Here is a 1504-nt window from a genome sequence, read left to right as displayed (position 1 = left end):
GTGCCCGAGCGCGGTAAATCGTCATGACTCCCATATCTTTTAGAAAGCGCTCAAGCTGAACACTCGTGATGACACCGAAACGATCAATAGCTTCAACCACTCTTCGCCTCTTTTCGCTTAAAATATAATCCATCTCAACAGACCCCCGAACTTCTAAAATGTTTACACCTCCTTTAGTGTAGCAAGCTTATTTTCAAAAATATATACCAATTTAGCACCACAAAATTACCACTATGTCGTCTCGTCAGGCTCCACTTGCGAAGCCTCTAGGACTCCATTCACAAAAGCAGCAATCAGCTCCAGTTGCAAAGGTTCTAAAAACATCAGCTCAAGCTCGTCAAATGGTTCACCGAATTGTTTTTCATAGTCTTTTTTAAAACAAGCATAAAGCGATGAAAAGGGTTCTTTATCAATGAAAATATCCTCAAACAAGCTGTATGATCCACCCTCTGCATATGATTCCAATTCATGAACAATTACCATTGCTCTTTGTACGGAAAGATCATCCTTATTTGCTAAGGGATACTCGCTAAATTTCCGAAACTGATCGTCATAAAATTTTACTTCTTCATTCTCAGGCTCGGGATCGAGCTCATAATCCTCATAATCGTTCATAAAAGAATCCCCCTTGTAACGATAAATGTTTGTTAAAATTTGTCCATTTTCTTTTTAATTTTTTCATATTCCTCTAGGATTTCTTTTATATGGCTAGTTACATGCTCAAATCCTTGACAATATTTTTCGGAATAAAGGGACGAGAGGTCAACTTGAAGTAAAGACTGTATTTCGTTTATAAACCACTGTTCAGGACTCTGTTCTTCTTTTTGTCTTATTTCATCTTTCGGTGGTATTAAGAGGTTTTTGAATCTTTTTGTAATGTCATCTTGCCGCGAATTTTCTTCTAAAAACTGCGAACAAAGATAACAGGCATTTACATACCTCTGGAATTCTTGCTTCAATAAAGAAGCATCATGTTTTTTTATTGCTCTCGGAAGGTTATGCGCTGCATCGCTTAAAATCCCTAATACTCCAGCAATATCCGCATAATATTCATTCATATCAACTACAAGAAAGTTTCGTGTTGCCAGAAAATAATGTTCTAACCAACTCGATGCAGCCCTAACCAAATCTTCACTCTTAGAAAATGACTCGATAAACGTTCTGACTTCCGGCAAAACTTCACCCGATAAATAAGTTTTTTTAAAATCGATCATTTTTTCATCAATGGGTTTTCCCATACATCCAGTTACCTCCTATATTAGTGTTTACGGTATTTTTTTAAAGCCCTTGACCTTGCATTACCCTTTGTTTTGGGGTGGAGGTTTGGCTCGTAGTGTGCGGACGAAACCGCACGCTCTTTGCGTCTCCCTAATCCATGTAAAAAAACTATTCCTGGCACGGCTGCGCTTAGCGTTTTTGCGCTATACACTAGAAAGCCACAACCTGATCCAAATACCTACGATATGCGTATGTCAGCTTGTCGACATAGCCAACTAGCGCAAAA

At 38.4% G+C, this 1504-nt stretch carries 2 protein-coding genes; both read right to left on the bottom strand.

Annotation, left to right across the window (positions count from 1 at the left end):
* Window positions 1–231 precede the first annotated feature (231 nt).
* Window positions 232–615 carry a hypothetical protein gene (locus ACFVFH_RS35755; RefSeq protein ID WP_375838824.1) on the bottom strand — a complete coding sequence of 128 codons (384 nt, stop codon included), beginning with the start codon at window positions 613–615 and terminating at the stop codon, window positions 232–234.
* 32 nt (window positions 616–647) lie between these two features.
* Entirely contained in the window at window positions 648–1238 is a 591-nt protein-coding gene (locus ACFVFH_RS35750; RefSeq protein WP_104843695.1) for a hypothetical protein, read from the bottom strand.
* Window positions 1239–1504: the final 266 nt, after the last annotated feature.

This window comes from Streptomyces sp. NPDC057697 (genome assembly GCF_042799335.1).
Lineage (GTDB): Bacteria > Actinomycetota > Actinomycetes > Streptomycetales > Streptomycetaceae > Streptomyces.
This window is presented reverse-complemented; position numbering and strand designations above follow the sequence as displayed.

What these genes read in the sequence shown, in the direction of transcription:
- ACFVFH_RS35750 (WP_104843695.1), bottom strand. Translation starts at nt 1,238, where the DNA reads ATGGGAAAACCCATTGATGAAAAAATGATCGATTTTAAAAAAACTTAT.
- ACFVFH_RS35755 (WP_375838824.1), bottom strand. Translation starts at nt 615, where the DNA reads ATGAACGATTATGAGGATTATGAGCTCGATCCCGAGCCTGAGAATGAA.